We start from the raw sequence: 26,345 nt of genomic DNA, 5'->3' as shown, positions 1-26,345 counted from the left end.
GCGTCAGGCGGCGTGACGACGTCGGCGACCGCGCGGCGACTTGGTGGGCTTGCCGCCGAGGATGGGAGGCGTCGACGACGTCGGGTCGCCCGTCGGGTCGGTCGGGGTGTCGGTCGGCGGGCCGGGGTCCTTCGTGGTCGGCGTCTCCGACGGCGTCTCCGTCGGCGCGCTCGAGCTCGGGACGTCCCTCGTCTTGCTCGGCTTCGGCTTCGGCTTCTTCGTCGGCTTCGGCACGATCGGGGCGTGGCCCTCGCTCGGGGCGTCACCCTTGACGTAGGCCGGCGGGGGCAGGTCCTCGACCGGCTCGCCCTCGAGCGCCTTGAGCATCACGTTGGTCCAGGTCGCGGCCGGGTAGGAGCCGCCGAAGTACGACGGCAGCCAGTCCTTGAGCTGCTCGTTGCCCTTGCCGCGGACGTACATCACCGCGGTCGCCAGCTGCGGCGTGTAGCCCGCGAACCAGGCCGAGGAGACCTCGCCCTTGCCGTTCGTGGCGGTGCCGGTCTTGCCCGCGGCGGGCCGGCCCAGGGCGAGCGCCTTCGTGCCGGAGCCCTGCTGGACGACCTGCTGGAGCGCGTAGCCCACGTCGTCGGAGACGCCCTCGGGGATCGCGCGGTGGTCGGTGACCTTGTGCGAGTAGCGCACCTCGCCGTCGCGGTCGACGACCTTCTCGATGATGTACGCGTCGGCGGCGACCCCGCGGTTGGCGAGGGTGGCGTAGCCGTTGGCCATGTTGATCGGGCTGACCGTCTGCGAGCCCAGCGAGACACCGGTCTGCGGCTCGAGGGCCGGCGTCGAGGTCGGGAAGCCGTACGGCGGGTTGGCCGCCTTCTCCGGCGGGATGCCCATCTTGTTCGCGGTGTCGATGATCTTCTGCGGACCGTCGTCCATCGCCAGCGTCATGTCGATGTAGGCGGTGTTGATGGAGTCCTGGGTGGCCTTGATCATGTTGACGCGGCCGTAGCTGTGGTCGCCCTGGTTCTCGACCTCGCCGCCGCCGGGCAGGTCGTAGGGCGAGTTGCCGTCGAAGGTGTCCTTGAGCTCGAACCCGTCCTGGATCCCGGCGGCGAGCGCGAACGGCTTGAACGTCGAGCCGGCCTGGCCGCCCGAGACCGCCCAGTTGAGCTGCGACTCCAGGTAGTCCTGGCCGGCGTAGATGCCGCGGACGGCGCCGGTGCCCGGCTCGACCGAGGCGACGGCGACGTGGAGGTTCTTGCCGAAGCCCTCCGGCCGCTCCTCCTTGACCCCGTCCTTCGCGGCGTTCATCGCCTTCTTGGTGAAGGTCGTGGTGATCTTGAGGCCGCCGCCGTTGATCTCCTGCTCGCTGAACCCGAGCCGGAGCAGCTCCTTGCGGACCATCGTCAGCACGTGGCCGCGCTGGCCGCCGTACTGCTCGTCGCTCTTGATCTTCGGGAACTTCGGCAGCGCCTTGCGGACGCTGGCGACGTCGCTCGCCTTGGCGGTGCCCATGTCCTCCATCGAGTCCAGGACGTACTGGTAGCGGCCCAGCAGGCGCGCCTCGGCGTCCTCGCCGTTGGCTGGGTCGAGCGAGTAGGGGTTGTTCAGCACCGCCGCAAGCGTCGCGGACTGGGCCAGGGTCAGGTCCTTCGCGTCGACGTCGAAGTAGGCCTGCGCGGCCGCCTGGATGCCGTAGGCGCCCCGGCCGAAGTAGATGGTGTTGAGGTAGCCCTCGAGGATCTCCTGCTTGCTCAGCTGGTTCTTGATCTTGAGGGAGAGGATCGCTTCCTTGGCCTTGCGCTTCCAGGTGCGTTCCTGGGTCAGGTAGAGGATCTTCACGTACTGCTGCGTGATCGTCGACGCACCCTGCTGGGCGTTGCCCTGCGCGTTGCTGAACGCCGCCCGCAGGATGCCCTTCGGGTCGATGCCGTTGTCGGTCCAGAAGCTCTGGTTCTCCGCGGCGACGACGGCGTCCTTCATCGTCTGCGGCATGTCGTCGTAGGCGATCGAGTCACGCTTCTGGACGGCGAACTGGCCGATCTCGGACTTGCCGCCGTCGTAGTAGACGCGGGTCGTCTGGGTGAGGAACTCCTCGTTGGGGTTCGGGATGTCGACGTTCTTGTACGCGATCCAGAAGCCCAGCACGCCCAGCAGGCCGAGCACCACCGCCGTGACCAGGCCCCACAGGGTGAGTCGCTTCAGCCGCTGCTTCCACGTCCGCGGAGCGCGGTCGCCCTTCTTCCCCGACCGCCCGCTGCGTCCGGAGGAGGACCCGCCTGCCTTGCGCTTTCCCTCGACCACGCGTGACAGGGTACGGCGCGGAGGGGCACGGTCTCGATTTCCCACCCCGGGCCGCAGCGGTCACCGCGAGCTCACCGGACCGGCTCACCGCTGGTCGAGGACGTCCTTGAGCCTCGCGGCGAAGGCGGCCGGGTCGTTGCCCGGCGACCACTCGTTGGCGACGAAGCCGCCGTGGTCCCCGGGGAACTCGACCACCTCGACGCCGAGCAGCGCGGCCAGCGCCTCGCCGGCGCGGCGCGGCATCTCGGTGGTGCTGGCGGCCCCGACGGCCGGCACGATGCGGACGCCGGAGGCACGCAGGGCCTCGACGTCCGGCTGGTACGCCGGGATCGCCATGTTGTGGCCCAGCAGCGCGTCGTCGCGGCTGCCGTCGTCCTCGGTGGGGAGACCGAACTGCTCGGGCGACGGTGCCGGTCGGTCGAGGTAGTCCTCCGGCAGCGGACCCCGCACCATCACGAGCTGGATGAACTTGGCCATCGCGGGGCCCTGGCCGTGGGCGCGGTAGGTCGCCACGATGTCGGCGTAGGCGCTCTCGAGCACCTCGCGGTCCTCCAGGATCGCCGGCAATGGCGGCTCGTGCAGCACGACCGTGCCGACCTGATCCGGGTGGGCGAGCAGCCAGGGCAGCGCCGCCACCGCCCCACCGCTCGACGCGAAGACGTCGACCGGTCCGAGCCCGGTGGCCTCGACGACGCGGTGCACGTCGTCGCCGTGGATCTCGAAGGAGACCTCCCCGTCCTCGTCGAGCTTGCTGCGCTCGGCCATCCGCGGGTCGTAGGTGATGACCGTGCGGTCGTCGAGCAGCGGGACCAGCTGCTCGAATCCGGAGGCCGACATCGGGGAGCCGAACACCATGACCGGCCGGTGCGGGCCCGGCGCGTCCGGGGTGTGCACGTCGTAGGTCAGGACGGCGCCGGGGACGGGCAGCTGGTGGGTGGTCGTGGTCGGCATCGGGGCTCCTTCGCCGGGTGGGGTCGCGGGTCGGACGAGGGGGAGACCGCCGCCGCCGGCCGGACTCATCGGAGGCGGCGCGTCCCGTCGTACGGGCGCGGCACGGGTGCTGCCCGTCCCCTCGGAAGACACTCCCGATCCATCGGGAGTTCACGTTCCGCGGATATATCGCTACGATAGATCGCATGGCACGGCGTGGCGACACCATCGAGCTGGCGGTCCTCGGACTGCTGCACGAGGGACCCATGCACGGCTACGAGCTGCGCAAGCGGCTCAACCTGATGCTCGGTTGGGGTCGACTGCTGTCCTACGGGTCGCTCTACCCGGCGCTGAAGAAGATGCTCCGCGGCAACCTCATCGAGGAGACCGTGCCCTCGGGTCCCCAGACCCGCCGGCAGCGGATCGTCTACAAGGTCACCGACCTGGGCACCGAGGAGTTCTCGCGCCTGATGTCGGAGGTGGGTCCTGCCGCGTGGGAGGACGACAACTTCGACATCCGGTTCCGGTTCTTCTCGTCCACCGACATGGAGATCCGCCTGCGCGTCCTCGAAGGACGTCGCTCGCGCCTCCAGGAGCGACTCGACCGCGTCCAGCGCGAGCTCGCGATGACCCAGGCCGAGGCCGACCGGTACGCCGCCGAGCTGCAGCGTCACGGTGTCGAGTCGGTCGAGCGTGAGGTCCGGTGGCTCTCGGACCTCATCAACGCCGAGCGAAGCGTGCAAGGCCAGGCAGCACCAGCGCCGGAGACGCCGACGTCCCCGACGACGTCCTGATCACCCCACCCCCCGATCAGGCACAGAACATTCACGAGATGTCATGAGTACCAAGGAAGGAAACCCCATGGGTTCGGTTCGAGTAGCGATCGCGGGCGTGGGCAACTGCGCCACGTCCCTCATCCAGGGCGTGCAGTACTACCGGGACGCCGACGCCACGAGCACCGTTCCGGGGCTCATGCACGTCCAGTTCGGCGACTACCACGTCGGTGACGTGGAGTTCGTCGCGGCGTTCGACGTCGACGACCTGAAGGTCGGCAAGGACCTCTCCGAGGCCATCAACGCCTCGCAGAACAACACCATCAAGATCACCGACGTGCCCACCCTGGGTGTCGAGGTGCAGCGCGGCCCGACGCTCGACGGCCTCGGCAAGTACTACAAGGCCACCATCGACGAGTCGTCGGCCGAGCCGGTCGACGTCGTCCAGGTCCTCAAGGACGCCCAGGTCGACGTCCTGGTGTCCTACCTCCCGGTGGGCTCCGAGGAGGCCGACAAGTTCTACGCCCAGTGCGCGATCGACGCCGGCGTGGCCTTCGTCAACGCCCTCCCCGTCTTCATCGCCTCCGACCCCGAGTGGGCCAAGAAGTTCGAGGACGCGGGCGTCCCGATCGTCGGTGACGACATCAAGTCGCAGGTCGGCGCCACCATCACCCACCGCGTGATGGCGAAGCTGTTCGAGGACCGCGGCGTGACGCTGGACCGCACCTACCAGCTCAACGTCGGCGGCAACATGGACTTCAAGAACATGCTCGAGCGCGAGCGCCTCGAGTCCAAGAAGGTCTCCAAGACCCAGGCCGTCACGTCGAACCTCACCGGCCCGCTGGCCGACAAGATCGACGACAAGAACGTCCACATCGGCCCGTCCGACTACGTCGCGTGGCTCGACGACCGCAAGTGGGCCTACGTCCGCCTCGAGGGTCGCGCCTTCGGTGACGTCCCGCTGAACCTCGAGTACAAGCTCGAGGTCTGGGACTCCCCGAACTCGGCCGGCATCATCATCGACGCCGTCCGTGCCGCGAAGATCGCCAAGGACCGTGGCGTCGGTGGCCCGATCATCCCGGCGTCGGCGTACCTCATGAAGAGCCCGCCGGTCCAGATCGAGGACACCGAGGGCCGCGCGCTCCTCGAGAAGTTCATCGCCGGCGAGTGACCTCGCGTCGCTGACCAGCAGCACCGCCCCGGTTCGTACGACGAACCGGGGCGGACTGGTTTTTCGGCGCGAGCGCGTCTGCGCCGCCGGGCGGCGAGCAAGCTCGCAGGTGGAGCGGCTCGCGCCGCGCTGCCGCGCAGCCCCGCGTCAGCCCAGGCCGACGTCGAGGCAGCCGATGGTCTCGCTCAGCTGCAGCCGCGACCACACGGCCCGGTGGTCGGAGACGCTCGAGGCGAGGACGACGGCCTGCAGCGGCTGCAGGAAGGCGTCGTGCAGGATGAAGTCGATGCGGACCCGCGGGTTCGCTGCCGGGGCGGTGTCGCCCGCGCCCGAGCCGACCGCCCAGACGTCGCCGAGGCCGGCGCCCCGCAGCGTGCTGACGGCGGTGGAGGAGACCCGGCTGTTCAGGTCGCCGGCGACGACCGTCGGGCGGGCGTCCGCGCGGACCACCTTGGCCAGCGCGGTCGCCTGCGCGATCCGGGCGCCCTGCGACATGTGGTCGAAGTGGGTCGAGTAGACGCTGACCTCGGTGCCCTCGATGTCGACGACCGCGTGCACGGCGTGCCGCGGGAACTTCCCGCCGGCCTGGGGGAGCCCGATGATGTCGTGCTCCTTGACCGGGAACCGCGACAGGATCGCGTTGCCGGTCTCGCCGCTGCCGGTCACCCAGCTCATCCCCAGGGCGTCGGCGATCTGCTGGGCCTGGATCACGTTCCCGGAGCGCCCGCGGTTGTTGTCGACCTCCTGGAGCAGGACGATGTCCGGCTTCCAGGTGCCGATCTCCTTGATCAGCGTCCCCGCCGCGAGGCCGCCGTGCTTGCGGATGGCGGAGTGGATGTTGAACGACAGCACCGTGAACGGGTGCTCGAGGGTGAGGTCCTTCGGGCAGAGGCTCGACGGGATGTCGAGCGGGGGAGCGCCCAACGAGGAGTTCGCGGAGGGCTGGAACCCGGAGGACGGTACGTCGGGGACGGTCGTCACCGCGTCGTTCCGGTCCGGCGCCGGGGGCGCCTCGTTGCCGCCCTGCAGCGCGAAGACGATGCCGAGCACGAGCAGCACGACGACGACCACCGCGACGGTGGCCACCTGGGTGGCCGGGCTGGCGCCCGGCCGCGCCGCGGGCAGCGGCGGCGGCACGGGCTTCGCCTTCTTCGCGGCCGGCTGCTCGTCCGGCGTCTCGGCGGACTGGTCCCCGGCGGGCTCGGACTCGTCCGGGCCGGGCTCGTCGGGGAGGTCGTCGCTCACGGGGTCATTCAACCCCGGTCCCCGAAGGGCCGCGGCAGGACCCGCGGACCCGGGACCCCCGGGACCCGGTCAGGCCTCGGCCTCGGCCTTGATCTTCTCCAGGGTCTGGCGGATACCGCGGCGCAGCTCCTCGGTGAAGCCCTTCTGGCCGCCGAGGACGGCCTTGGTCAGCACGAGCGAGACGTTCGAGATGCCCTGCGGGGTCTCCCGGCGCTCGGTCAGCCGGGTGCCGCCGTCGGCGGTCGGCGCCAGCTCGAAGGACCACACCGTGCGGTTCTCGCGGATCTTGAAGGCGAAGTCCCCGGTCGCGCCGTCGGCCGGCGGGGTGAACCGGACGACCTTGCCGGCGGTCGGCCAGCGCTTGATGCCCTGCTTGTTGAGGTTCGAGAAGGTCGCGCCGAGCTTGACCTCGCCGCCCTTGACCGTCGACTTCACCACCTGCGGGCTCCACTTCGACATCCGCGGGATGTCGGTGACCAGTGCCCACACCCGGTCGGCCGGGGCGGCGATGTCGATGGAGTCCTCGAGCAGCTTCTCGTACGTCTCGGCCATGGTGGAGCCCTTCGGGTGACGGCGGTGTCGGATCCCCGGAACCTACCTGCCGGTAGCAGACCGGCGGTACGTGATGCCCGCCACAGCGGCGGCGCGGGGTTTCGGCCGGCCGTGGCGCGGGCACCCGGCAGGGATGGCGGTTCCGGCACAGCTGCACTCCCAGCTCACCTCCGGCAACCTCACCACCATCACGATGCGGGCGGACGACGTCGACAAGGCGATGGAGCACGTCCGCACCGCGATCGACCTGATCCACCTCGCGCGGGACACCCCCAACTGGGAGAGCATCGACGCCCGCGCCTTGTTCAACATGAGCGCTTGGGCGACCCGCGCCGTGGCCGAGGTCTGCCACCTGCGCCTCAACCGGGCGAAGGTCTCGCTCGGCATGGCGGGCTCGGCGTACTCGTGGGCGAGCGGCGAGGCCGACCGGATCCACCACCTCTGGCTGGACTGGGAGAAGACCGCGGTCAAGGGCAGCCTCGCATGGTTCATCACCTTCCTGCACACGGTGGCGGCGCTCGAGAAGGTCAAGAGCACGTACGGCAAGCAGCTGGACGTCGCGCGCGACTACTTCGAGTACGAGCTGACCGACGACCAGCAGGCGTGGTTCGCCAACGGCCTGGCCCGCACCCTGCTCGACGACCTGGAGCGGGGTGTGCTGCCGGGGCCGGTCATCCCGGACACCCTCGCCGCCGGCGACGACGACAACGGCTGGACCCCGCAGGGGCTGGGCGTGGATCCCCAGACGGGCTACCTGCTCCAGACGTCGTACAACGACAAGGGGCAGGCCGTCCTCACCGTGGTCGACCCGGCGACCGGCGAGATCATCAACACCGTCCGCCTCGGCGCCGCCGGGGACGCCGGGATCGCCCCCGACCACGCGGGTGGTGTGAGCGTCGACCCCGAGACGGGCACCGTCCACGTGAACTCCTCCAAGGGCGGCGGACCGTTCGGCGAGGACCCGCTGGTCTACGAGTACGACCGCAACGACATCCTCGGCCCGGGCGCCCAGGCGCCGGGAAGCACCATCGGCGTCACCGGTCCACCGCAGGAGATGCCGGAGGGCGCGTACTCCACGTTCCACGGCGGCAGGCTCTACGTCGGCACCTTCGACGACGACGACAACGGCGTGCTCAACGTCTACGAGAAGCAGTACGACGCGAAGAGCGGCCGGATGGAGTGGGTCCGGGTCGACGGCCCCTACGAGACGCCGGAGCGCGCCCAGGGCGTCGCGATCCGCGACGGGAGGATCTACTTCAGCACGTCGCACAAGCGGCACAACGAGGACACCGGGCACCAGCCGGGCGACTACAGCAACCCGGGCCGGATCATCGCCTACGACCTGGCGAACAAGGGCGACGGCGGCGGCTTCGGTGCGCCGGTCGAGACCACGACGCTGCCCACCATGCTCGAGGGGATCGCCCCGCTCGACGACGGGATCCACGGCACCTACGAGAGCGGGTCGGAGGGCTACTCGACGCCGAAGGGCGGCTCCGCGGACTCGCTGTGGCCGAGCCTGTTCTACTCGCGCTCGTCGTACGCCGGCAGCGAGCTGCACAGCGAGTACGAGTCCATGAACAAGGCCGGCCAGCACCTCAAGGAGGCGCAGGACGCCTTCGACGTGTGCGAGACCGAGATCCACGGCCTGGGCCTGCCGGCGAGCAGCCTGGGCGACGTACCGCAGGCGCACACCTATGCCACCGGGGTCGTCACCTTCTTCGACGAGACCGCCCGCTGGCTGGACGCTGGCAAGCTGGCCTCGGGGGTGACCGCGCGGGGCGTCATCGAGAGCGCGATCGAGTACGAGCACTCCGACCAGCTCTCCGCCCTCGGGTCCGCCTTCCTGCAGGCCCGGCTGGGCGCCTTCGTCGACAAGGACTGGAAGCAGTGACCACGCACCGCACCGTGCTGCCCGCGCTCGCGCTCCTCCTCGTCCCCGCGCTCGCGGCCTGCGGCGACGACCCGGCACCGGAGGCCGGCAGCGGCTGGCCCGCTGCGGAGGGCACCGTGGAGGCGCGTGGCCTGGTCTGGGCCGCCGGCCCCACGATCCACCTCGGCGACGGCACCACCCTCGACGCCGGCGACCCGGTGCGCGCCTTCGTCGTCGGGGAGGGCGGGGCGTATGTCGTACCCGACACGCGCTCCGACGACGAGACCTGGCCCGAGCTGGTCCGGGTGGACGGGCAGGGACGCCAGGGCCTCGGGGTGCACGCGGAGCCCGACAGCCTCTCGCTCTCGCCGGACCGGCGGTATCTCGCGTTCCTCGACCACGGCGGGGAGCGCGACGCCTACGACACCCCGCTCGCCGAGGCGGTCGTCGTCGACCTGCGGACCGGGCGCGAGGTCAACCGCAGCGCCGAGGGCATGGGCGATCCCGCCACCGACGACCTGGCCGACCTCTACGAGGACGCGCCTCCCGCCGTCCTCGGTGTCAGCGCCGACCACGCCTACTTCCTCACCCCCGGTGAGGTGGTCGCGGTCGAGCTCGCGTCCGGCGAGGCCGAGGTCGTCAGCGACGCGAACAGCGGCTACGACGACCAGCCCTGGTACGCCGCCCTCTCCTCCGAGCCGGAGCTGACCAGCCCCGGCGGGGCGTGGACGATCCGGCAGCCGCCGCGCGGTGCTCCTCAGCTGGTGCCGGCGGCGGGCGGCGCGCCGGTCACCACCCGGCTCACCGCCGCGGACCTCGGCGTCGACCCGCTCGAGCCGCAGCCACGCGACCTCGGCTGGAGGCTCGACTCCTGGCTCGACGACGCCACGGCCGCCGGCATCGCCACGGTCAGCGCCTCGCTCGACGGCGCGCAGACCTTCCCGTTGGTCACCTGCACGGTGCCGGACGGTGCCTGCCGCGTCGTCCCGGGGACCGAGGACGGCGCGATCCTGCCGGAGTCGCGCGCCGGCGGGGCAGTGGTGCCGACGCCGCTTCCCTGACCCGCGCCTCAGCGGCTCGCCCACCACTCCTTCAGCGCGGCGGTGGCGTCCTGCTCGGACATCGGCCCGTTGTCGAGGCGCAGCTCCAGCAGGAACTGGTAGGCCTGCCCGACCTCGCGGCCCGGGGGGATCCCGAGGATCTCCATGATCTGGTTGCCGTCGAGGTCCGGCCGGATCGAGGCGAGCTCCTCCTCGGCGGAGAGCCGGTCGATGCGGGCCTCGAGGTCGTCGTACGTGCGGCGCAGGCGCTCCGCCTTCTTGCGGTTGCGCGTGGTGCAGTCGGCGCGGGTGAGCACGTGGAGGCGCTCGAGCTGGTCACCCGCGTCGCGGACGTAGCGGCGGACCGCGGAGTCGGTCCACTCGCCCGAGCCGTAGCCGTGGAAGCGGAGGTGGAGCTCCACGAGGTCGCTGACGGCGTCGATCTCGTCGTTGCTGAACTTCAGCGCCTTCATCCGCTTGCGGGTGAGCTTGGCGCCGACCACGTCGTGGTGGTGGAAGGTGACCGTGCCGTCGTCGACGAAGCGGCGGGTCCGCGGCTTGCCGACGTCGTGCATGAGCGCGGCGAAGCGGGACACGAAGTCCGGGCCGGGCGCGATGTCGCCCCGCTCGGCCAGGCGGGGCTCGAGGTCGATCGCCTGCTCGAGCACGGTCAGGGTGTGCTCGTAGACGTCCTTGTGGCGGTGGTGCTCGTCGCGCTCGAGCTTCAGCGCCGGCAGCTCCGGCAGCACGCGGTCGGCGAGGCCGGTCTCGACGAGCAGGCTCAGGCCCAGCCGGGGGTGCGGCGCGCAGATCAGCTTCACCAGCTCGTCGCGCACCCGCTCGGCGGAGATGATCTGGATCCGGTCGGCCATCTCGGTCATCGCGCGTACGACGGACGGGTCGACCGAGAAGCCGAGCTGGGCCGCGAAGCGGGCGGCCCGCATCATCCGCAGCGGGTCGTCGGAGAACGACTGCTCAGGGGTGCCCGGCGTGCGGATCACGCGGTGCGCGAGGTCGATCAGGCCGCCGTACGGGTCCTCGAGCTCGCGGCCGGGCAGGCGCACCGCCATGGCGTTGACCGTGAAGTCGCGGCGGCCGAGGTCGCCGGCGAGGCTGTCGCCGTACTGCACCTCGGGCTTGCGGCTGTCGGGGTCGTAGGCCTCGGAGCGGTAGGTCGTCACCTCGACGACCCAGTCGCCCTTGCGGCAGCCGATGGTGCCGAAGTCGCGGCCCATGTCCCACCAGGCGTCGCCCCAGGCACGCAGCAGCTTGTCCATCTGCTCCGGCCGCGCGGAGGTGGTGAAGTCGAGGTCGTTGGAGCGACGGCCGAGCATCGCGTCGCGGACCGGGCCACCGACCAGGGCGAGCTCGTGGCCGGCCTCGGTGAACAGCGCTCCGAGCTCGTCGATGACCGGTCCGATGCGGTCCAGCTCGGCGTCGACAGCGGCCTGCACGTCGACCAGGCGCAGGGGCGCGCCGGGCGCTGGCGAGGCGGGGCGGTCGGCGTCGGTCACGGGTGGGGAGTCTATGAGCCGGACGCTGCTGGGACCGAACGGGGACGTGGGGTCCCCGAGCCGCACCGGGCACCCCACTACCCTCGGGACGTGGTCGTCCGTCGCTCGCTCCTGCCCTGGGGTGTGCTGACGACTCTCCTGATCGGCCTCCTCGGCATGGCCGCGCCGGCCTCCGCGCGACCCGACGACGACACGTACGACGCCCCGCTCGAGATCACGATCGCGGACCTCACCCCCGGCGTGCTGCCGCGCAACGGGCCGCTCGAGATCCGCGGCACCGTGACGAACACCGACCTCGAGACCTGGAGCAAGATCCGGCTCTACCCGGTGTTCAACGTCGGCGCCGAGTGCACCACGACGTCCTGCGCCGAGGTGATGACGACCGCGGCCGACCTCGCCGCCGCCGCCGACTCCGACCCGGTCGCGCCGATCGGCGTCCGGGAGACGAACGTCCGCTTCGACCTGGGCACGCTGGAGCCGGGCCAGTCGGCGTCGTACACGCTGACCGTGCCGCAGGCGGTCCTGCGCACCCTCTTCCCCGACCCGAAGACCGGCGTCTACTGGCTGGGCGTGCACGCGCTCGGCGGCAGTGCCCACACCCCGGACGACAGCATCACCGCAGACGGCCGGGCGCGGACCTTCCTGCCCTCGGTGCGCAGCCCCAACGGACCCGAGGTCGACACGGCGGTCGTGCTGCCCCTGCGCGGCCGGATCACGCACGCCGAGGACGGCACGGTGGCCGATGCCGGCGCCTGGACCGAGGCGCTCGGCGTCGACGGCCAGCTCGGCGGCCCGCTGGCCTTCGGGGCGGCGGCCGGCCTCGCGCCGGTGACCTGGCTGCTGGACCCCGCCGTGCCCGACGCGGTCCGCCAGCTGGCCGACGGCAACCCGGCGCGCAAGGTCACGCCGGTGCCGGACCCCAACGAGCCGACGCCGAGCAACGAACCGTCCGACGACGGCGACGGCGCGGCCGAGGAGGAGCCGGACACCGACACCCCGCTCGCCCGGTCGGCCCGCTCGTGGCTGGCCCAGGCGGAGAGCGAGGTCGGCGACGGCACCCTCGCCACGCTCCCGTACGGCGACCCGGACCTCGCCTCCGCGGCCGACTCGCTGCCCAGCCTCTACCGCGCCGCCCGTGAGCAGACCGGGCCCGAGCTGTCCTCGTGGGACCTCGACGCGCTGCCGATCGCGGGATCGCCCGACGGCTACCTGCCGGCGAACGCGATCTCCGCCGTCGACGACGGCGCCGTGCTGTTGCTCGGCGACCAGATGTTCCCCCGGGAGACCTTCTCGGCGCGCCCGCCCGTCGCCGGGCTCGTCGGCGACCGGCCGGTGGTCATCACGTCCACGGCCGCCGCGACCGGTGGACCGGGGCCCGACGCCGAGCTGTCGCCGGTCGCGCTGCGCCAGCGGATCCTCGCGGAGGCGGTGGTCCGCCTGCTGCGCGCCGGCGACAAGGACCCGGACCCGCTGGTCGTCGTCCTGCCCTCCTCCGTGTCGGCGGCCGGGGCGTCGAGCTTCTGGTCCGGGCTCGACCAGCCCTGGATCAACCTGTCCGGGCTCGACGACCTCGTCGTGGAGCCGGGCACGGGCGCCGACGGCAAGGTGGCGGCCGACCGGCAGATCGACCCGGCCGACCTGAGCTACCCACCCGGCCAGGAGGACGAGGAGCTGCCGGGCACCGTGCTGGTCGAGGCCGGGCAGCTGATCCGCGCCGCCCGCGCCTACCAGGCGATCCTGGGCGACGACTACACCGTCGGGGGCGAGCTGCTCCGCGAGGCGCTCGCCGGGTCGTCGTACGCACAGCGCGGCGACGCCCAGGCGGCCTGGCGGCTGGCGACGACCCGGATGTGGGTCGAGGGCCAGCTGGACAAGATCACGATCGAGGCCCCCGACGGGGTGACCCTGTCGGGCACGTCGGGCGGCTTCAACGTCTCGGTGCGCAACGACCTCGACGAGCCGGTCACGGTCGCGATCGACGCGACCGCGGACTCCGGCGCGACGATCGAGGTCGCCAACCCGATCCGGCTCGCCGCGCACAGCCGCACCTCGGTCCCGATCGACGCCACCATGAGCCGCACCGGCGTGCACAACGTGACCCTGCGCCTGACCGACGTCGACGGCACCGCGCTCGGCGCCGACGACACCCTGCCGCTGCGCACCGGCCAGGCCGGCGTGGTGATCTGGGCGATCATCGGCTCCGGCGTCGGCATCCTCTTCGTCGCGATCGCGATCCGGCTGGTCCGCCGCTTCCGGCGGCGCGGCCGGCCCGCCGACGCGGGGGACGACACAGCGGGCGACGACACGGCGGGCGACGACACCGCGGGGGAGACCGCGTGAGCGCGGCCGACGACACCGGCGCCGACGAGCGGAGGATCCTCGCCAACACCGCGGTGATGGCGGCGGGCACGGTCGTCTCCCGGTTCAGCGGCTTCATCCGCTCCACCCTGCTGGCGGCGGCGCTCGGCGTCTCGCTGCACGCCGACCTCTTCACGGTGGCCAACACCGTGCCCAACATGATCTACATCCTCATCGCGGGGGGTGTCTTCAACGCGGTCCTGGTGCCGCAGCTCAAGCGCGCGATGCTGCGCGACGAGGACGGCGGCGCGGCGTACGTCGACCGGTTGATGACGCTCGCGATCGCCTTCCTCGGCGTGGTGACCGTGCTCCTCGTCGTCGCGGCCCCGCTGGTGATGCAGGTCGTCCTGGGCTCGAAGTTCGACGACCCCGCGCTGGCCGAGCAGCGGCAGTCGGCGATCGACTTCGCCCGCTTCTGCCTGCCGCAGGTCTTCTTCTACGGCATGTTCGTGCTGATCGGGCAGGTCCTCAACGCCCGCGGCCGGTTCGGCCCGATGATGTGGGCGCCGATCGCCAACAACGTCATCTCGGTGGCCGTCCTGGTGACCTACCTGGTCGTCTTCGGCCCGGCCACGAAGGCCGAGCAGCTGGGTCCGTTCACCCCCGGCCAGGAGGCGCTGCTCGGCATCGGCGCCACCCTGGGCATCGCGGCCCAGCTGCTCATCCTGGTGCCCTACCTGCGCGCCGCCGGGATCCGCTACCGGCCCCGCTTCGACTTCCGGGGCGTCGGCCTCGGCCAGACCTTCAAGCTCGGCGTGTGGACGGTGCTCTTCGTCATCGTCAACCAGATCGCCTACATCGTCGTCGTGCGCCTGGCCTCCAACGGCACCGCCTCGGCCGACGACGGCACCGGCATCACGATCTACTCCAGCGTGATGCTCGTGGTGATGGTGCCGCACTCGATCATCACCGTCTCGCTGGCCACCGCGATCCTGCCGCGGCTCTCCGACGCCGCCGCGCGCGGCGACCTCGGGGCGCTGGCCGCGACGCTGGGCAGCACGCTGCGCACGGCGCTCGCGGTCGTCGTACCGTTCGCGGCACTGCTGCCGTCGATCGCCCTGCCGCTGGCCCAGGTCATCTGGGGCCACGGCGCGACCGCGGACGGCTACCACCGCTTCGAGTCCTCGATGGTGCTGTTCGGGTTCGGCGTCGTGGCGTTCACCGTCCACTACCTGGTCCTGCGCGGCTTCTACGCCCTCGAGCGCAACCGGACGGTCTTCTGGGTGCAGTGCGTGATCGCCGCGACCAACATCGGGCTGGCGCTGCTGTTCGTCAGCCGGGTGGACCCGTGGGACACCTCGCCGATGCTGGTGCTGGCCTACACGGCGTCGTACACGGTCGGCTCGGTGCTCTCCAGCATCGTGCTGGTCCGGCTGCTGCGCCGGGGCGGCCACCCGGCCCGCGGCGGCGCCCGCCAGTGGCGGGGCTTCGTGGTCCGGCTGCTTGCCGCCGCCGCCGTCGTGTACGCCGTCGCGCGGCTCGTGCTGATCATCGTCGACGACACCATCGGCGAGGTCTCCAGCGCGCCCGGCTGGGTGTGGGCCGGGGTGGAGCTGGCCGTGGTCTCCGCGGCCGGTGGCGCCGCGCTGCTGGCGGCCGCGAAGGTGCTCCGGATCGACGAGGTGAACTCGGTCGTGGGCACCGTGCTGGCCCGCGTGCGGCGCTGACGGCCAGGTGCCTGCGAGGGTGCCCGCTGGTGCCTAGGATGGAGTGACGAGAGAGGGACTGGACTTCCAGGTGGCGACGTCGACGCGGTCGGGGGATGTGCTCGCCGGCCGCTACCGGTTGATCGACCTGCTGAGCGAGAGCGGCGGCGGGCGGTTCTGGCGTGCCCACGACGCCGTCCTCGAGCGGTTCGTCGCCCTCCACGTCATCGACGTCGAGGACGCGCGCGCCCCCGGTCTCGTCGAGGCGGCCCGCACCTCGGCCGGCGTCCTGGACCCCCGGATCCTCCGGGTGCTCGACGCCCAGCAGGAGGACGGCCGCTGCTTCGTCGTCAACGAGTGGGGGACCGGCACCTCGCTCGACATCCTGGTCACCCACGCCGGCCCGCTCGGCCCGCGGCGCGCGGCCTGGCTGGTCGCCGACGTCGCCGACGCGATCGCCCGGGCCCACGCCGCCGGCGTCACCCACGGGCGGCTCAACCCGGAGAACGTCCTCATCGACCGCTACGGCTCGGTCCGCCTCATCGGCATGTGCGTCGACGCCGCCCTGCACGGGCTGCCCCCGGGCGACGTCCAGGGCGACCTGGAGGACCTCGGCGGCCTCCTCTACTGCGCGCTCACCGGCGTCTGGCCCGGTCCGTCGGGCTCGATCGTGCCGGCCGCCCCGCGCGAGAACGGCACCTTCCTCAGCCCGCGACAGGTCCGCGCCGGCGTCCCGAAGCAGCTCGACCTGGTGTGGCGGGAGTTCGAGTGCACCGGCGTGCACACCCGGCGCCGGATGCTGGGCAGCGACCACCCCGACGTCAGCACCGCGCAGGGCATCGCCGAGGAGCTGCTGGCGTTCGTCGGCGACCCGGCGGGCATGCCGGAGTCGCTCGCCCAGGCGATCCCGCAGGTCAACGAGCTGCGGCCGGTGTGGCTGCCCGCCGTCGACGACCCGCTGCCCCACGACTCCTCGCGCGACGACATCCCGGTGGTGCCGGCCGCCGAGCCCGAGCTCGACCTCGAGAGCGTCGACCTCTCCGACCCGCCCGTGCCGACGCCCGCCGACGTGACCGACCTGCCCACCGAGGCGGGCATGCCCGTCTTCGGCGACGGCGAGGACGACGACGTGCAGTGGCTGCGCACCCGCAGCACCCCGCCGCCGCCCCCGCCGCCCTTCGAGGACCTGCCCGAGCGCCCCCTCTTCGCCGAAGGCGTACGACGACCGCGACCCGACCTCGGACCGGGTCCGGCCGGCAACGGCTGGCCGGCGTCGGTCGGCGACGACGGCCCCCCGGCCACGGGGTACTGGCCGTGGGACGAGGACGGCGCGCCCCCGTCGGCCGACCTCGACGGCACCGGGGAGATCGTGCCCGGGCGCAACTGGCTGCGCCTCGCCATGGGCGTCGCCGTGGCCGTGCTGCTGCTGGTCGGCATCGCGATCGCCTTCAACCTCGGCCGCGGCCGCACCCCGCTCGGCGGCGACCCCGACGACGAGCCGGTGACCACGCCGTCGAGCACGGCCAGCCAGGCCTCGGTGCTGCGCGGCGTCACCGTGCGCGACTTCGACCCGCTCGGCACCGACGGCGAGGAGAACGCCGGCGACGTCGACAACCTCGTCGACGGCAAGGCCTCGACCACCTGGCGCACCAGCACCTACAAGGACCAGCTCGGCCCGCCACCCGGCCTGAAGACGGGGGTCGGCGTGCTGCTCGACCTCGGCCAGGTGCGCCAGGTCAGCGCGGTCGACGTACGCCTCGACGGGCAGACCACCCTCGCGGTCTACGGCTTCGACGCGGCGCCGACGGGAGCCCCGACGGGCAAGCCGCTGGCGCAGGCCAGCGGCACCGGCGTGGTCGGGCTCGCGCCGGCCGACCGCCAGCCGGTCGCTGCCCGCTACCTTGTGCTCTGGCTGACCTCGCTGCCCGAGGTCGACGGCGGGGACTTCCGTGGCGAGATCGCAGAGGTGGTGGTTCGTGGCGAGTGAGCTGAGCGAGCCGACCGACGCCGATCTCCTGGCGGCCCACGTCGCCGGCGACGACTCCGCCTTCAGCACCCTCTTCGCCCGGCACCGTGACCGGCTCTGGGCGGTCGCGCTGCGGACCTGCAACGATCCCGAGACCGCAGCGGACGGCCTGCAGGAGGGCCTGATCGCGGCGTTCCGCCGCGCCGGGTCCTACCGGGGCGAGGCCGCCGTCACCACCTGGCTCCACCGCATCGTGGTCAACGCCTGCCTCGACCGCCTCCGGGCGGCCCGGGTACGACGGGCCGAGCCCCTGCCCGAGGACGTCGACGACCTGCGGCCGGTCCGCCAGACGGTGGGCGACGCGGTCGACCCCGCGGACCAGTCCGTCGCGACCGAGCGGCGCGCGCTGGTCAGGGCTGCCCTCGGGCGGCTGTCCGAGGAGCAGCGGGCTGCCGTCGTCCTCGTGGACATGGAGGGCTACTCCGTCGCGGAGACCGCGCTGATCCTCGACTGCGCCGAGGGCACCGTGAAGAGCCGGTGCTCGCGGGCGCGGGCGAAGCTGGCCGTGCTGCTGGCCGACGTGCTCGACGTGACCGAGCCCACGGGCGCCGGGCCGGCCGCGGGCGCCACCGACGGGAACCCCGCGAGCGGACCGGACGTCGGATCCCTGACTCGCCGGGGACCACCCGCCGCCGAGGCGGGCGCCGTCCCGCAGGCCCCGACCGTCGACTGACCTGCCGCACTCCCGAGGTGCGGCACCGCCCCACCAGGAACCCGAGATGACCGATCCCACCGAGCCGGACGCCCCGGCCGACGCCGCCGACGCCGGCGACGCGCCCCTCGACCCGCAGGTCGAGGCGGCGGTCCGTCGTACCCTCGCGGCCGCGGGGGGCCCCGAGCCGATGCCCGCCGACGTGACGGCGCGCCTCGACGGCGTCATCGAGGAGCTGGTCGCGGACAGGTCGGCGTCCGGCGCGACCGTCTCCCACCCCGAGAACCCCGGCATCGTCGTACCCCTCGACGCCGCGGCCCGGCGCCGCCGGGTCCGGGTCCGGGTGCTGCTCGGCGCCGCGGCGGCCGTGGTCGCCGTCGCAGCCGGCGCCGGGATCGTCAACAACGACCGGCAGGGCGACGGCAGCGACGCCGCGACCGCCAGCTCCGACGAGGCGCCCGCCCGCGACGCCGCGGGCTCGGCGGCTGACGACGACGCGCTGGGCGAGGCCCAGGACTTCGTCAGCGGCAACGCCGAGAAGGACGCCAGCCCGACGGCCGCGCCCGAGGCGTCCAGCGCGACGCCGCGCCGGGTGGTCACCGAGGAACAGCTGCGCCGGGTCCGTCCGGACCACCTGCGCGAGGACCTGGTCGCGCTGCAGCACTACTCCCTGCCGCACCCGGCCGCCGCCGACTACGGCCGGGCGACCCTCACCGCCCCCGCCGACTTCATGTGCGAGACCGCCGACTTCGGCAGCGGCTACCTCGTCGGCGTCCTGTACGACGGCAAGCCGGCCGTGGTCGCGTTCCGGGAGCCGGTCGGGTCCAACCAGGCGGCCGAGGTGCTGGCGTGCGGCACCGGCGACGTCCTGCACTCGATGATCCTCGCCGCCAGCTGAACCATCCTCTGAGCCAGCCGCTGAACCATCCGCTGGGCGCGGTTCGCCCCCGGGAATGCCGGAGCCTACGATCGGGTTCAGCGAGTGCAGTCCTTCCACCCTGACAGGGAGTCCCATGACCGAGTCCACCGAGCCCCGCAACGTCATCGTCATCGGCTCCGGTCCCTCCGGCTACACCGCAGCGATCTACGCCGCGCGGGCGCAGCTGAACCCGCTCGTCTTCGAGGGCTCGGTCACCGCCGGCGGTGCCCTGATGAACACCACCGAGGTCGAGAACTTCCCCGGCTTCCGCGACGGCATCCAGGGCCCGGCCCTGATGGACGAGATGCGCGCCCAGGCCGAGCGCTTCGGCGCCGAGCTCGTCGCCGACGACGTGGTCGAGGTCGACCTCACCGGTGACGTGAAGGTCGTCAAGACGGCCACCGACACCTACACCGCGCGGGCCGTGATCCTCTCCACCGGCTCCGGCTACCGCAAGCTCGACCTCCCCAACGAGGAGAAGCTGTCCGGCCGAGGCGTCTCGTACTGCGCCACCTGCGACGGCTTCTTCTTCCGCGAGCAGCACATCGCGGTCGTCGGCGGCGGCGACTCCGCCGTCGAGGAGGCCACCTTCCTCACCCGCTTCGGCTCGAAGGTCTCGCTGATCGTGCGCCGCGACGAGCTGCGCGCCTCCAAGATCATGCAGGAGCGGGCCTTCGCCGACCCGAAGCTGGAGATCGTCTGGAACTCCGTGGTCGAGTCGATCAACGGCGAGGACTCCCTCGAGTCGCTGACCCTGAAGGACACCGTCACCGGCGAGACCAGCGAGCTGCCCGCGACCGGCCTGTTCATCGCGATCGGGCACGAGCCGCGCTCCGAGCTGCTGACCGGCCAGGTCGACCTCGACGACAACGGCTACGTCCTGGTCCAGCCGGGCTCGACCGCGACCAACGTCCCCGGCGTCTTCGCCGCCGGCGACCTGGTCGACCACACCTACCGCCAGGCGATCACCGCCGCGGGCACCGGCTGCGCCGCCGCCCTCGACGCGGAGCGCTACATCGCTGCGCTCGACCACGCCGCCGCGACCGCCGGCAACGCCCTCGCCGGGAATGCCAGCGCGGGCGCGTAGGTTCCACCAACAGACTTCACGTTCACCGATACCGAAGGGGTGCCCCCAGTGGCCGACAACATCTCCGCCGTGACCGACGCCGAGTTCGACGCGCAGGTCCTCAAGTCCGACAAGCCCGTCCTCGTGGACTTCTGGGCCGAGTGGTGCGGTCCGTGCCGCCAGGTCGCCCCGATCCTCGACGAGATCGCCGGCGCCCACGGCGACAAGATCACGTTCTACAAGCTGAACGTCGACGAGAACCCGGTCACCCCGGCGTCGTACCGGGTCACCGGCATCCCGACGATCAACGTCTACCAGGGCGGCGAGGTCGTGAAGACCATCGTCGGCGCCCGCCCGAAGGCCGCGATCCTCAAGGAGCTCTCCGAGTTCATCGACGCCTGACGTCGCAGCGGAGCCCCCGGTCCCCCTAGGACCGGGGGCTTCGTGCTTCCCGGGGCACCGGTGCGGGAGCGTGCTTCGGGCGTCGTACGACGCCGATGAGCCGCTCCCACGCGGCCTCCATCTCGCCCCGCCAGGTCACCAGCGAGCGCATCTCCATCCGCATCCGCGGCGTGCGAGGGTGCGCCCGGTGCGTCTTGAAGCCGACCCGGGCCAGGAAGTCCGCCGGTACGACGCACTCCGCGTGGCTGCCCGGCGACATGCGACCGGTCCGGGCGAACGCCTCGACCGCCCGGATGTCCCCGCGTCCGACGAGATCGCGCGCCATCCCCTGCACGAGCAGGCGGCCCAGCCCGCCGCCGGCGTGGTCGGGGCGGATCCACGCGGTGGTGAGCAGCACCGCGTCGGGGGAGACCGGGGCGGTGGGGAAGGCGGCGGCACCCGGCACGAACGCGGCCGGGGCGTAGACGAGGTAGCCGACCGGCTCGCCGTCGACGACCGCGACCCGCCCGCACGAGCCCCACTCGCGCAGCACCTCGGAGACCCAGGCCTCCTTCTCGCGGGCCCGCTCGGCGGGCGAGAGCCCGTCGCGGTGCACCGGGTCGCGCTCCCAGAACAGGCAGGTCCGGCACGGCGCGTCGAGGGCGTCGAGCAGGTCGAGGGTCAGCGGCACGGTGGTGCGGGCCACGTCTCCAACAGTAGGCGTCGCCGCCCTGAAATGGGGTGGCGGGGACCTGCGAGAATGGGGCTCGTGCGCAAGATCAGCCAGAGCAGGAAGCTCCGCAACGTCCGGTACGACGTCCGGGGACCCATCCTCGTCGAGGCCCAGCGCCTCGAGGCCGAGGGCCACAAGATCCTCAAGCTGAACATCGGCAACCCCGCACCGTTCGGCTTCGAGGCGCCCGAGGCGATCGTCGCCGACATGGTGCACAACCTGCCCGACGCCCAGGGCTACAGCGACTCCCGTGGCATCTACTCCGCGCGCACCGCGGTCGCGCAGTACTACCAGTCGCGCGGCCTCAAGGACACGGCCGTCGAGGACGTCTTCATCGGCAACGGCGTCTCCGAGATGATCTCCATGGTCCTCACCGCCTTCCTCGACGACGGCAACGAGATCCTGGTGCCGGCGCCCGACTACCCGCTGTGGACCGGCGCGGTGTCGCTGTCCGGCGGCACGCCCGTGCACTACCGGTGCGACGAGGACAACGGCTGGATGCCGGACCTCGAGGACATCGAGTCGAAGATCACCGAGAACACCCACGGCCTGGTGATCATCAACCCGAACAACCCCACCGGCGCGGTCTACAGCAAGGAGATGGTCGCCAAGCTGGTCGACATCGCCCGCCGCCACGACCTGGTCGTGTTCGCCGACGAGATCTACGAGAAGATCCTCTTCGACGACGCGGTCCACCACCACGCGGCCGCCGCGGCCGGCAACGACGTCCTCTGCCTCACCTTCAGCGGCCTGTCCAAGGCCTACCGGGTCTGCGGCTACCGTGCCGGCTGGGTCATGGTGTCCGGCCCGAAGGAGCTCGCCGAGGACTTCCTCGAGGGGCTCACCCTGCTCTCCAACATGCGCATGTGCGCCAACGTGCCGGCACAGCACGCGATCCAGACCGCGCTCGGCGGCTACCAGTCGATCAACGAGCTGATCGTGCCCGGCGGGCGCTTCTACGAGCAGGCGATGCTGGCCGACCGGCTGCTCAACGAGATCCCCGGCGTGACCTCGGTGCGCCCGCGCGGCGCGCTCTACTGCTTCCCGCGGCTCGACCCGGAGGTCTACCCGATCGACGACGACGAGCAGTTCGTGATCGAGCTGCTGCGGGCGAAGAAGATCCTGGTCACCCACGGCACCGGCTTCAACTGGTTCGCCCCCGACCACTTCCGGCTCGTGACACTCCCGGACGTCGACGTACTCGAGGAGGCGATCGGGCGGATCGCGGAGTTCCTCGCCACCCGACGCTGAGGGCAGCCACCATTTTTGTTCGCTCGGAGTAGCTTTTCCGGGCACTTCTGCGCGACAGGCAGTCGCGCTTTCGCGGGTCGGGCTGTCAGACTCCACCGGTGCTCGACATCACGTACCCGCCTGTCATCGTCACCGCCAAGGTGCTCTTCAAGCTCATGCGCCAGCGGGTGGTGGTCTCCGGGTCGGAGTCGATCCCACGCAAGGGCGGCGCGCTGCTCGCGATCAACCACACTGGCTACATCGACTTCATCTACGCCGGTGCCGGCGCGGAGCCGCAGAAGCGCCTGGTCCGGTTCATGATCAAGAAGGAGATGATGGACAAGCCCGGTGTGGGCCACCTCCTGCGCTCCTTCCACCACATCCGCGTCGACCGCGGCTCGGGGCTGCAGTCGATGAAGGACGCGCTGGCCTATCTCAAGGCCGGCGAGGTGGTCGGGATCTACCCCGAGGCCACCATCTCCCGCTCCTTCGAGATCAAGGAGCTCAAGTCCGGCGCCGCGCGGATCGCCGCGGACGCCGGCGTCCCGCTGATCCCGGTCATCGTCTGGGGTGCCCACCGGCTGATGACCAAGGACCACGAGAAGGACTTCTCGCGCTCGCCCAAGACCATCGTCGTCAAGGTGGGGGAGCCGCTGCACCCGACTGGTGAGGACATCGCCGCCGAGACCGCCGAGCTGCGGGCGGCGATGCAGCGGATGCTCGACGAGGTCATCGCCGAGTACCCCGACGCCGAGAAGGAGCCGGGCTCCTGGTGGACGCCCGCCCGCTTCGGCGGCTCGGCGCCGACACCGGAGAAGGCCGACGAGATGGACAAGGCCGAGCTGCGGGAGCGGGCGGCGAGGCGGGCGGCCCGGGCCGCCGAGAAGAAGGCCGGGAAGTAGGAGTCCCGAGCGCGCGGCTCAGCCCTCGGTGAACCACCGCGGGCTCTGCGCGATCTCCAGCGCCCGCGCCGCGGAGAGCGGGGGCAGCTCCCGGAGCGGCCCGCCGGTCTTCTCGCCGGGCGTGTTGTAGGTGTCGACCTGGATCGCCCAGCCGTCGTCGGTGAACAGGGTGACCACCAGCTCCTTGTACGTGTCGGGCATCCCGGCTCCCTGGGACGGCCAGCCGGCCTCGTACGCGCCGCCGGCGACGGACGTGCACTCGACGGGCGGGAACACCCGGTAGGCCCCGGCACAGGCCTCCTGGGCGGTGGTGGCGACCCGCTGGCCCGGGTCCTCCTCGCTGGTCGGCCCGGGCTCGGCGACGCCGACCGCGGAGTACCCGTCCCAGCGCTGGATCGTGATCGAGGTGCCCATGCCGTCCAGCAGGAGGTCGATCCGCCGGCCCTCGCGGGTCGTGTCGGCCAGGTGCCCCGTCACCCCGGTCGAGACGTGCTCCACCTCGGCGCCGGTGACCGTGCCGCTGCTCGCGAGCAGCTCCTGCACGGCCGCCACCAGCCGGGCGTCGCCGACGATGCCGCGGTCGGTCGGGATCTCGGGTCCACCGGGCACCTCGGTCTCCGAGCCGGGGTCGTAGCTGGTCGGGCCGTCCGCGGGCGCGCTGGTGGGGGAGCCCGGCTGGGTGGCGAGCGGGTCCTCGCCGCGCACCGTGTCGCCACCGCCCGCGATCAGGACGACGAGCCCGGCGACGGCGGCCGCGGCCACCCCGGCGGTCGTGGTGACGGCGAGGTGACGGCGGCGACGCCTGCGGGCGCCCCCGTGGATGCTGTCGGCGATGATCCGGTCCGCGCTCGACGGGTCGAACGGCTCCGTCGCGCGCTGGAGCAGGTCGGTGAGTCCGTGGTCGGTCATGGCGTGGTCCCTTCGGTGACGAGGTCGGGGAAGGGCAGGTCGAGCACCGCTCGCAGCTTTCGCAGGGCCCGCATCAGGCGCGCCCGTACGGCGACGTCGGTCATCCCCAAGCGCAGCGCGACCTCGGCGGTCGGCACGTCGTCGACGTGCCGCAGCACGACGATCACCCGGTCCAGCGGCTCGAGTCCGGCGAGGGCGTCGAGCAGCGTGAGCCGGAGGGCGTCGTCCGGAGCCGGGACCGGGTGCTCCGGCAGCCGGTCCATCGGACGCTCGTGGGTGCTGCGTCGCCGCTGCTGGCTGATCCAGGTGCGGGTCAACGTGGTCTGGGCATACGCAGCTGGGTTGTCGATCGTCGTACTCCACCGGGCGTAGACGCGGGCCAGGGTCTCCTGGACCAGGTCCTCGGCACGGTGGCGGTCGGCGCACAGCAGGGACGCGGTGCGGTAGAGGTCGGGCATGGCGGTGCGTGCGAAGTCGCTGAACTCCGCCGCCCGCTCTCGTCCGCGCCGTCCCATGGTGCTTCCTCCTGTCCTCATCCTCCTCGACGCACGGGGGACTGCCGCCGTGACAGGTGGCCGCCATGTCGTCCTCTCGACATGTCGCTTTGTCGTCTTGTCGACAAGTCGATGTCGGCGAGGCCCACCACGTCTCCGTCGCCGACATAGGCTCAGGGCATGCGCACGCAGCTCGGGGCGGTCGCCGCCCTCACCCTCGCCGGACTCGTGCTCGTGCCCGCTCCGTCGGACGCCGCCTCCACGTGCGCGGGGAAGCGGGTGACCATCCACGGCACTGCCGGAGGCGACGTCATCCGGGGAACCTCCCGGGCCGACGTCATCGACGGTGGTGGCGGCAACGACGTGATCAACGGGCTCGGTGGCAACGACACCATCTGCGGCGGCGAGGGGGCTGACGACCTCCGCGGCAATGCGGGCAACGACCGGTTGTACGGCGGCATCGACGAGGTCTACGTGGACGGGTCCGACCAGACCTGGCACGTCGGCGACAAGCTGCGCGGCGGGGCCGGCGACGACACCCTCGTGCCCGGTGTCGACCCGCGGGACGAGCTGCACAACGCGGACAAGGTGCTCTACGACACCGCGCCGCGGGACGTCTCGGTGAACCTCGCGACCGGGACGGCCGCCGGCGACGGCTCGGACCGTCTGGTGTTCAACACGCGCCCAGGACTCGTCGGGAGCGCGTACGCCGACCGGCTGGTCGGAACGGACGACCGCGACTCCATCGCCGGTGGCCCGGGAGCCGACCGCATCTGGGGCGGTGGCGGCCGCGACCTGCTGTCCCCGGGGTCGGGCAACGACCAGGTGTGGGCCGGCGCGGACGACGACTGGGTGGAGGACTCCGGTGGCGACGACCGCCTCGTCGGCGGGACGGGCAACGACACCCTCACCGCAGAGGGCTACGGCCGGGACACGCTCGAGGGAGGCGACGGCGACGACCGCCTCACCGACACCGAGCCCTGCTGGGTCAGCAGCCAACCCGAGTACGACCGGCTCTACGGCCAGGCGGGCAACGACACCCTCGTCGACACCTACCTCCTGGGCAAGGCCTGCGGCGGCACCGGCTTGCTGGACGGCGGGTCGGGAGCCGACCAGACCGACGTCACGGCGCTGCCTCCGACAGGCTCCACGCAGAAGGTGGTCGTCTCCCTCACCGGCGCAGGCAGCGGGGTCGTCGAGAACGAGAGCGGCCGCGACCTGGCGACACTGGCATCGGTCGAGGTGATCGGACCGCGTGGCCTCGGCGCGACGGTGCACGGCTCGCCCGCCGCGGACTCGGTCGTGGCCGGCCTGCCGTTCTTCGATCCCGCGACCGACGACTTCGTGCTGACGCCGCTCACCTTCGTCGCGGGTGCCGGCGACGACAACGTCCTGGTCTACCTCGAAGGCACCGTCGTCGACGTCGACGGGCAGGCCGGCACCGACTGCCTGAAGGGCACGCCCGCTGCGTCCTCCACGCTCACGTCGGTCGAGCTGCAGCCCGCCGGCCCGGACAGCTGCCCGGGATGGCCCTTGCCCGCCTCCTGACGCACGACGTTTCCCGTGAAACATGTGCAACTCGAGGGAGACAAGTTGTCAAAGTGACATGTCGCCATGTCGACAAAGCCGACGGCCCGGCTCCCGTGTGGGGAGCCGGGCCGTCGTACGTCCGGGGTGG

General features: G+C 72.1%; 22 protein-coding genes. 14 read left to right on the top strand and 8 right to left on the bottom strand.

Annotated elements, in window-relative coordinates:
- Positions 1–3 precede the first annotated feature (3 nt).
- Together AC2YHB_RS11690 and AC2YHB_RS11685 are read right to left on the bottom strand one after the other, a co-directional pair.
- Entirely contained in the window at positions 4–2,256 is a 2,253-nt protein-coding gene (locus tag AC2YHB_RS11690) for a transglycosylase domain-containing protein (protein ID WP_487353979.1), read from the bottom strand.
- 84 nt (positions 2,257–2,340) lie between these two features.
- Positions 2,341–3,207 (bottom strand): alpha/beta fold hydrolase, encoded by an 867-nt coding sequence (locus AC2YHB_RS11685; RefSeq protein ID WP_487353978.1) that lies wholly within the window; start codon positions 3,205–3,207, stop codon positions 2,341–2,343.
- A 185-nt stretch (positions 3,208–3,392) separates the two neighbouring features.
- Between AC2YHB_RS11685 and AC2YHB_RS11680 the strand changes: the two genes are divergently transcribed.
- Positions 3,393–3,980 (top strand): PadR family transcriptional regulator, encoded by a 588-nt coding sequence (locus AC2YHB_RS11680; RefSeq protein ID WP_036543891.1) that lies wholly within the window; start codon positions 3,393–3,395, stop codon positions 3,978–3,980.
- Positions 3,981–4,047: 67 nt separating this feature from the next.
- Positions 4,048–5,130 carry an inositol-3-phosphate synthase gene (locus AC2YHB_RS11675; protein WP_036543884.1) on the top strand — a complete coding sequence of 361 codons (1,083 nt, stop codon included), beginning with the start codon at positions 4,048–4,050 and terminating at the stop codon, positions 5,128–5,130.
- Positions 5,131–5,277: 147 nt separating this feature from the next.
- Here AC2YHB_RS11675 and AC2YHB_RS11670 read toward each other — a convergent pair whose 3' ends face one another.
- Positions 5,278–6,375: an endonuclease/exonuclease/phosphatase family protein gene (locus AC2YHB_RS11670; RefSeq protein ID WP_487353977.1), complete on the bottom strand. Its 1,098-nt coding sequence runs from the start codon at positions 6,373–6,375 to the stop codon at positions 5,278–5,280.
- A gap of 69 nt (positions 6,376–6,444) precedes the next feature.
- Positions 6,445–6,927 (bottom strand): SRPBCC family protein, encoded by a 483-nt coding sequence (locus tag AC2YHB_RS11665; RefSeq protein ID WP_036543882.1) that lies wholly within the window; start codon positions 6,925–6,927, stop codon positions 6,445–6,447.
- A 133-nt stretch (positions 6,928–7,060) separates the two neighbouring features.
- On the opposite strand from AC2YHB_RS11665, the gene AC2YHB_RS11660 reads away from it, so the two are divergent.
- Positions 7,061–8,818, top strand: coding sequence for a hypothetical protein (locus tag AC2YHB_RS11660; protein ID WP_487353976.1), 1,758 nt, complete (start codon positions 7,061–7,063; stop codon positions 8,816–8,818).
- A complete protein-coding gene (locus AC2YHB_RS11655; RefSeq protein WP_487353975.1) occupies positions 8,815–9,858 on the top strand; it encodes a hypothetical protein in 1,044 nt (347 codons plus the stop codon). The genes AC2YHB_RS11660 and AC2YHB_RS11655 overlap by 4 nt, the downstream gene beginning before the upstream one ends.
- Positions 9,859–9,866: 8 nt before the next feature.
- Here AC2YHB_RS11655 and AC2YHB_RS11650 read toward each other — a convergent pair whose 3' ends face one another.
- Positions 9,867–11,351 carry a CCA tRNA nucleotidyltransferase gene (locus AC2YHB_RS11650; RefSeq protein ID WP_207007760.1) on the bottom strand — a complete coding sequence of 495 codons (1,485 nt, stop codon included), beginning with the start codon at positions 11,349–11,351 and terminating at the stop codon, positions 9,867–9,869.
- A 90-nt stretch (positions 11,352–11,441) separates the two neighbouring features.
- Here AC2YHB_RS11650 and AC2YHB_RS11645 point away from each other — a divergent pair, with 90 nt between their 5' ends.
- From AC2YHB_RS11645 to trxA, 7 genes are all read left to right on the top strand, one after another.
- Positions 11,442–13,691: a DUF6049 family protein gene (locus AC2YHB_RS11645; protein ID WP_487353974.1), complete on the top strand. Its 2,250-nt coding sequence runs from the start codon at positions 11,442–11,444 to the stop codon at positions 13,689–13,691.
- On the top strand, positions 13,688–15,376 hold the full coding sequence (gene murJ / locus AC2YHB_RS11640; protein ID WP_487353973.1) for a murein biosynthesis integral membrane protein MurJ: 1,689 nt from the start codon (positions 13,688–13,690) through the stop codon (positions 15,374–15,376). The genes AC2YHB_RS11645 and murJ overlap by 4 nt, the downstream gene beginning before the upstream one ends.
- 43 nt (positions 15,377–15,419) lie before the next feature.
- A complete protein-coding gene (locus tag AC2YHB_RS11635; protein ID WP_487353972.1) occupies positions 15,420–17,342 on the top strand; it encodes a hypothetical protein in 1,923 nt (640 codons plus the stop codon).
- Positions 17,332–18,054 (top strand): RNA polymerase sigma factor SigM, encoded by a 723-nt coding sequence (gene sigM, locus AC2YHB_RS11630; protein WP_051932080.1) that lies wholly within the window; start codon positions 17,332–17,334, stop codon positions 18,052–18,054. Before AC2YHB_RS11635 ends, sigM begins: the two co-directional genes overlap by 11 nt.
- Before the next feature lie 46 nt (positions 18,055–18,100).
- Positions 18,101–18,931: a hypothetical protein gene (locus AC2YHB_RS11625; RefSeq protein ID WP_487353971.1), complete on the top strand. Its 831-nt coding sequence runs from the start codon at positions 18,101–18,103 to the stop codon at positions 18,929–18,931.
- A 115-nt stretch (positions 18,932–19,046) separates the two neighbouring features.
- Positions 19,047–20,039, top strand: coding sequence for a thioredoxin-disulfide reductase (trxB, locus tag AC2YHB_RS11620; RefSeq protein WP_036543873.1), 993 nt, complete (start codon positions 19,047–19,049; stop codon positions 20,037–20,039).
- Between the two features lie 48 nt (positions 20,040–20,087).
- Positions 20,088–20,420 carry a thioredoxin gene (trxA, locus tag AC2YHB_RS11615; protein WP_036543871.1) on the top strand — a complete coding sequence of 111 codons (333 nt, stop codon included), beginning with the start codon at positions 20,088–20,090 and terminating at the stop codon, positions 20,418–20,420.
- 25 nt (positions 20,421–20,445) lie between these two features.
- Here the strand turns inward: trxA and AC2YHB_RS11610 are convergent, their stop codons facing one another.
- Complete coding sequence (locus AC2YHB_RS11610; protein WP_179648584.1) at positions 20,446–21,105, bottom strand: GNAT family N-acetyltransferase; 660 nt, start codon at positions 21,103–21,105, stop codon at positions 20,446–20,448.
- Between the two features lie 54 nt (positions 21,106–21,159).
- Here AC2YHB_RS11610 and AC2YHB_RS11605 point away from each other — a divergent pair, with 54 nt between their 5' ends.
- A complete protein-coding gene (locus tag AC2YHB_RS11605) occupies positions 21,160–22,383 on the top strand; it encodes a pyridoxal phosphate-dependent aminotransferase (protein ID WP_218864658.1) in 1,224 nt (407 codons plus the stop codon).
- A 98-nt stretch (positions 22,384–22,481) separates the two neighbouring features.
- Positions 22,482–23,264: a lysophospholipid acyltransferase family protein gene (locus AC2YHB_RS11600; RefSeq protein ID WP_487353970.1), complete on the top strand. Its 783-nt coding sequence runs from the start codon at positions 22,482–22,484 to the stop codon at positions 23,262–23,264.
- 18 nt (positions 23,265–23,282) lie between these two features.
- Here the strand turns inward: AC2YHB_RS11600 and AC2YHB_RS11595 are convergent, their stop codons facing one another.
- Together AC2YHB_RS11595 and AC2YHB_RS11590 are read right to left on the bottom strand one after the other, a co-directional pair.
- Positions 23,283–24,173, bottom strand: coding sequence for a hypothetical protein (locus AC2YHB_RS11595; RefSeq protein WP_179648587.1), 891 nt, complete (start codon positions 24,171–24,173; stop codon positions 23,283–23,285).
- Complete coding sequence (locus AC2YHB_RS11590) at positions 24,170–24,688, bottom strand: SigE family RNA polymerase sigma factor (RefSeq protein WP_179648588.1); 519 nt, start codon at positions 24,686–24,688, stop codon at positions 24,170–24,172. Before AC2YHB_RS11590 ends, AC2YHB_RS11595 begins: the two co-directional genes overlap by 4 nt.
- A gap of 159 nt (positions 24,689–24,847) precedes the next feature.
- On the opposite strand from AC2YHB_RS11590, the gene AC2YHB_RS11585 reads away from it, so the two are divergent.
- Entirely contained in the window at positions 24,848–26,215 is a 1,368-nt protein-coding gene (locus AC2YHB_RS11585) for a calcium-binding protein (protein WP_487353969.1), read from the top strand.
- Positions 26,216–26,345: the final 130 nt, after the last annotated feature.

The organism is Nocardioides sp. SRI_004 (assembly GCF_057586415.1).
Note: the sequence above shows the minus strand (reverse complement) of the source record. Positions and strands in the feature narration are given on the sequence as shown.